The sequence below is a fragment of the Scytonema sp. HK-05 genome, assembly GCF_963872035.1.
Lineage (GTDB): Bacteria > Cyanobacteriota > Cyanobacteriia > Cyanobacteriales > Nostocaceae > Kalymmatonema.
Genome location: NZ_CAWMYC010000069.1, coordinates 1 through 5,060, shown reverse-complemented (window position 1 = coordinate 5,060; position 5,060 = coordinate 1). Strand labels below are relative to the sequence as shown.

3 protein-coding genes are annotated in these 5,060 nt (G+C 42.5%); 1 reads left to right on the top strand and 2 read right to left on the bottom strand.

Annotated elements, in window-relative coordinates; translation table 11 throughout:
* Window positions 1-740: 740 nt before the first annotated feature.
* Together AACT52_RS10285 and AACT52_RS10280 are read right to left on the bottom strand one after the other, a co-directional pair.
* Window positions 741-947, bottom strand: a complete 207-nt coding sequence (locus tag AACT52_RS10285) for a hypothetical protein (protein WP_073636607.1) — start codon at window positions 945-947, stop codon at window positions 741-743.
* Window positions 948-1,812: 865 nt separating this feature from the next.
* Window positions 1,813-2,019 carry a hypothetical protein gene (locus AACT52_RS10280; protein ID WP_073636606.1) on the bottom strand — a complete coding sequence of 69 codons (207 nt, stop codon included), beginning with the start codon at window positions 2,017-2,019 and terminating at the stop codon, window positions 1,813-1,815.
* Window positions 2,020-2,782: 763 nt separating this feature from the next.
* On the opposite strand from AACT52_RS10280, the gene AACT52_RS10275 reads away from it, so the two are divergent.
* Window positions 2,783-5,060: NHLP family bacteriocin export ABC transporter peptidase/permease/ATPase subunit (locus tag AACT52_RS10275; RefSeq protein ID WP_073636605.1), on the top strand; the 2,278-nt coding region annotated here is incomplete at its 3' end.

Here is a 5,060-nt window from a genome sequence, read left to right as displayed (position 1 = left end):
CGCCTTGGGGTTACTTGAATCGGTGTACTTTTGTAATGTACTTTCAAGCTTGACAGTTACCATCTCAACTCGTTCACCCCAACGGGAGAGCCAGTTCCCTGCTGTCGGGAAACCCTCCTTCAGGACTGGACTCACCTGTACGCATAACGGGTTTTTTATTGCTCCGTAGAGTCTCCCTTTCGGGGTAAAGTTAGCCCGAGACTTTGTTATTAGTCGGTACTGTATCGAGGACACTGACTTAACCCAATAAATCTGTTTAATCCTTGATTTCTAGAGCTACAGACTGGCGCGCGTATCTGTAGGTAGGAACTTGAACACTTGCCAATAACGTAGTACACGAGGTACGCGCGTCGGGTCAACTACTGTCCTTGGACTTAGGCTAGAAGCCCAGTGTCTTTAGACCTGGGTTGTTGACACAGTCACTCTAGTAATATCAACTAGTAGCAAGACAAATGGAATTAACGCTCTTAAGCGCTGAGCAGCTAGCAAGTCTTACAGGGTAATTAAGACTTGCTAGCTGCACGAAAAATTATAGTAGATTAATGGTATAAATGCTTTCCCTGTTCTTTGATACTTATCCAAGCATTTTTGGGCATTGGAACGCTCGGAGTACTAGAGATAGTACAAAATCTTGTCAAAGCCAATTCAGGTCTCATTAAAATAAATCAGCTTTGGACAACTTAATCGAGCGGTTAACTGATAGCTGTAGCTTTAGAAACTACACCATTATACGAATGGGTTTATAACGGTAGTAGACCAGTAACAGTATTAACAACGGGACCAACAACTGGTACATTCGATGCTGTATCAACTACTGTGTTAACGACGCCACCGACAATTGGTACATCTAAACCACCAGACACGGTTGTCAATTCTGCATCATCCAATTCTCCTTCCCATTCCTTTGTTTCTAGAGTAGCTTTGGTTACGGCTTCATTCTTAATCATTTTGTTTCTCTCTTTTTGTTCAGTGATTACACTTACTGTTATAAAACTTAACCATACCTTTGTATATATGTCTAAAGACATATGTGTTTATTATTGCAAGTAACAACAATAATATTACTTATAAAAATTTCTTATAATTTATTTTACCAATCCTTACTCTCTGGTAATTACCTTGTATAAAGGGTTTTGAGATACTCCCGTATTTGTATTTTACAGAGGATAAAATTGATGGGAGAAGTAAGATACCAAAAGTGCTTTAAGTATTTCCTGATTTTTTGAAAATTTTGATTTCTTTTTTAGTAGTTTTTTTTACTCTACCTCTTTAGACATATATCTATAGTATGGTATATTTATTTATCTAATACTTATATAAAAATCTCCTTGCAAGCATACAAGGAGAAGAATCAAAGTCTTTTATATCTGTATGGAAAATTTTACTAGTAGCGCTACTGTATTAACTGTACAAGCATCCTCAACAATAGCGTCTCGTCTTTGTTCGAGAGTGGGGGAGCTAGCAAGTATTTTTCGGGTGGGCAATGCTCACCAAAAGCCAGATATAACCTAGATATAGTGGGCATTGCCCACCCTACGTGTATTTCAAAAATCTGCGGAGGAATCCTATACTAGCAAGACAAATGGAATAAACCCTAAAAAGCGATGAGCAGGTAGCAAGTCTTACAGGGTAATTAAGACTTGCTACCTGCACAAAAAATTATTGTTGACAAAAGGTATAAATGCTTACCCTATATTTCATACTTACCCAAGTAGTTTGGAGTATTGGAACGCTCGAAGTACTAGAGGTGGTACAAAATTTACCAAAGCAAATCGAGGTTGTGCGTTCAATTAAGGTCTAATTGAATATCGATTAGCCGCCAAATGCCTTCTCCGCTGCGGCGGCGATACCGTTACCGTAATCTGTAAAGTATTTACCAAGACCCTCTCCTAGATTCTCGAAATATTCTACAACATAGCCTTTGCCGCCAGACACAGCTGTTAAATCTGCATCATCCAGTTCTCCTTCCCATTCCTTCGCTTCCAGAGTAGCTTCGGTTACGCCTTCATTCTTAACCATTTTGTCTCTCTCTTTTGGTTGAGTGATTACACTTAACTTTGTAAAAGATTTCCGTATCTTTAGATATCTATCTTTAGATGTATGTATTATTTTTTTCAAAGAAACTTTAAAATTGTACCTATAAAAATTTATTATAGACAGTTTTATCAATCCTCACTCTCTGGTAACTATGTTGTAGAAAGGGTTTTGAGATACTCACGTATCTTTGTTTTAGAGAGCCTTAAATCAATGGGAAAAATAAAATACCAAAAATGCTTTAAGTATTTCCTGATTTTTTGAAATTTTTAATTCTTTTGTGGTATTTTTTTTTACTATATATCATTATACATATATCTATAGTATGGTATATTTGTTTATCTGATACTTAAAAATTTTCTTGTACAGTGAAGAATCAGGCGTCAGCACCACCAAAAGCCTTCTTGAGCAGATGCCTCTAAAGAACTATGCCAGCTTTGTGAATCTCGAAAACTACACATTTGAGATTCTTTCTCATCAAAATATTTACAAGAGATAACCCGTAGCTTAGGTTTGTGCGATCGCTGTTCTGAATCAATTTACCTGAAATAGTTCAAGCTATGCCTGTTACGACACCCAGTAGTATTCAATGTTGGGCTGCTGGTTAATTTTGTTTCTTGCCAGCTTTCCAGCCGTAAAATCGACAGGCTTGTGTATTTTGTTGCAAGAAGCAAGAATTCAGAAAGGTTTTTGCATTCCCAATACCAGTGGTGCTCCTCGCAATCTTTGACTTCTTAAGGTAGATTTAATGTTTTTCAAGGTTAAGCCACTTGCTTTTATTAGGAGTATTCTACAGCCACGACAAACTCCTCGCGTCCGTACCCCCACGCTGCTGCAAATCGAAGCAACCGAATGTGGTGCTGCAGCCCTAGGAATCGTTCTAGGCTATTACTCGCGTATTGTCCCTTTGGCAGAATTGCGGCGTGAGTGTGGCGTCTCGCGAGATGGAAGTAACGCCTTTAATATAGTTAAAGCAGCTCGGAACTATGGCTTAAACGCCAAAGGTTTGAAAAAGTCCCTAGAAAACCTCAACACCCTTGCTCCTCCCTACATTGTCTTTTGGAATTTCAACCACTTTCTGGTGGTGGAAGGTTTTGGAGAAAACCGCGTCTACCTCAACGATCCCGCCACAGGACGGCGGACAGTTTCCCTCCAAGAGTTTGACCGTGCTTACACCGGTGTCACCTTGGTCATGGAGCCAGGACCAGACTTTCAAAGGGGTGGCAAAAAAAGTAACATTGTCTCGGCATTAGCTCTGCGCTTGCAAAACTCGCGCAGTACTATTCTGTACTGTCTCGTGGCGGGGCTTTTACTGACAGTTCCTCGATTGGCGGTGCCAGGTTTTACTCAGGTGTTTGTCGATGAAATTCTCGTCTCTGAGCGCTCTGACTGGATACGACCACTGGTGTTAGGAATGGTTCTTACCGCCGTGGCGAGGAGCTTTCTGGCGTGGTTGCGGCTTACCTACCTGCGGAAGCTAATGGTTAAGTTGTCGGTGACGATGTCGGGACAGTTTCTCTGGCATATTCTCCGCTTGCCAGTCGGGTTTTATGCTCAACGTTTCGCAGGTGAAATCAGCAGTCGGGTGCAACTTAACGACAAAGTTGCGGATGTCCTTTCAGGTCGGCTTGCCACCACGGTCATCGACGCGGTGATGATGGTGTTTTACTTTCTCATTATGCTCCAGTACGACCCTGTACTGACAAGCGTAGCTGTTGGTTTTGCCGCTATCAACTTTTTCGCCCTCCAGTGGTTATCGCGGACTCGTGTGGATGCCAATATGAAGCTGGCACAAGAATACGGTAAGGTCAATGGAGTGGCGATCGCTGGCATCCAAACTATAGAAACAATCAAAGCTTCCGGGCTTGAGTCTGACTCATTTGCAAAATTCGCGGGCTATTATGCCAAAGCACTCAACGCCCAGCAGGAATTGGCTTTACAAACTCAAATTCTGACAATAATACCCACGCTTTTAACAGCACTAACCACCGCTTCTATCTTAGTTGTCGGCGGCTTTCGGGTCATGAATGGCAGCCTCAGTATTGGGATGCTGGTTGCCTACCAAAGTTTAACAGGCAGTTTCCTAGAGCCTGTCAACAGTCTAGTTAATTTCGGCAGTTTGTTGCAAGATTTAGAGGCTGACTTAAACCGCCTCGATGACGTACTGCAAAACACTGTCGATGCAGAAGCGTTACGGGGAGCAGGAGAGAGGGAGAGAGGGAAAGAGGGAGAGAAGGAGAGAGGGAGAGAAGGAGAGAAGGAGAGAAAAAGAGAGGGAGAGAGGGAGAATTATCAATTATCTTTTCGGTTGCAGGGTTACGTTGAGTTGCGGAATATAACTTTTGGCTATAGCCGTGTGGACAAGCCTTTGATTGAGAACTTTAGCTTAATTTTGGAACCGGGACAACGAGTGGCGATCGTAGGCGGAAGCGGTTCTGGTAAGTCTACAATAGCTAAACTTGTTTGCGGTCTTTACGAACCTTGGCAAGGAGAAATTTACTTTGATGGCGTACCTAGAACCCAGATTCCTCGCTCTGTTTTGGCGAATTCTTTGGCAATGGTAGAACAGGATATTTTTCTATTTGCTGGGACAGTTCGGGAAAATCTTACCCTATGGGATTCGACAGTATCACAAACCGATTTGGTGCGGGCTTGCTCTGATGCAGTCATTCACGATTTGATTGAATCTATGCCTGGGGGATATGATGCCAAACTGATTGAAGGGGGAATGAACATCAGTGGCGGACAGCGCCAGCGCTTAGAAATTGCTCGCGCAATGGTTCGGAATCCGGCGGTATTGGTAATGGATGAGGCAACTTCTGCGCTGGATGCTCAAACAGAATTGATGATTGATAGGAATTTGCGGCGGCGCGGTTGTTCTTGTATTGTCATCGCTCACCGACTCAGCACGATTCGAGATTGTGATGAAATTATTGTATTGGAGCAGGGGAAAGTCGTGCAGCGGGGTACGCATGAGGAGTTATGGCACTCAGGGGGGAAATATGTTAACTTGCTCCGCACTGAAG

Excerpts from the sequence above, each read along its gene's own strand:
- AACT52_RS10285 (WP_073636607.1), bottom strand. The coding sequence starts at position 947 with ATGATTAAGAATGAAGCCGTAACCAAAGCTACTCTAGAAACAAAGGAA.
- AACT52_RS10280 (WP_073636606.1), bottom strand. The coding sequence starts at position 2,019 with ATGGTTAAGAATGAAGGCGTAACCGAAGCTACTCTGGAAGCGAAGGAA.